This window comes from Dysgonomonas sp. 511 (genome assembly GCF_010501105.1).
Lineage (GTDB): Bacteria > Bacteroidota > Bacteroidia > Bacteroidales > Dysgonomonadaceae > Dysgonomonas.
In genome coordinates, this window is the sequence record NZ_QVMQ01000136.1 from 1 (window position 1) to 299 (window position 299).

General features: G+C 45.5%; 1 protein-coding gene. It reads right to left on the reverse strand.

Going from position 1 to position 299, the window contains the following annotated elements:
- Window positions 1-42: 42 nt before the first annotated feature.
- Window positions 43-299, reverse strand: a 257-nt coding sequence (locus D0T57_RS15590) for a hypothetical protein (protein WP_163274375.1), incomplete at its 5' end; no start/stop codon positions are given.

The following is a 299-nucleotide window of genomic DNA, read 5'->3' on the forward strand; positions in this document are numbered from 1 at the left end:
CGGGCAATATGGTGTTGGCGAAGATGGTATTCAAGATGCCAGCTATATCAAACTCAGGGAAATATCGCTGGGATACCGCATTCCTTTAAACCTGTTTAGTACGTGTTGTGTAGAATATCCCGGATTCCATTCAGTCCATTTAGAATCGTACATACCTTTTTCCAGATTAGCCAGCCCCGGTACTGCGGAATATTCTTCATTCCACCGTATGTTTTGCCCCAGGGTGGTAAACTGGCATTCTTGTATAGGGCTAACTTTCCCTTTGGGATACAGCACATATACATGGATGCCCTCGACGC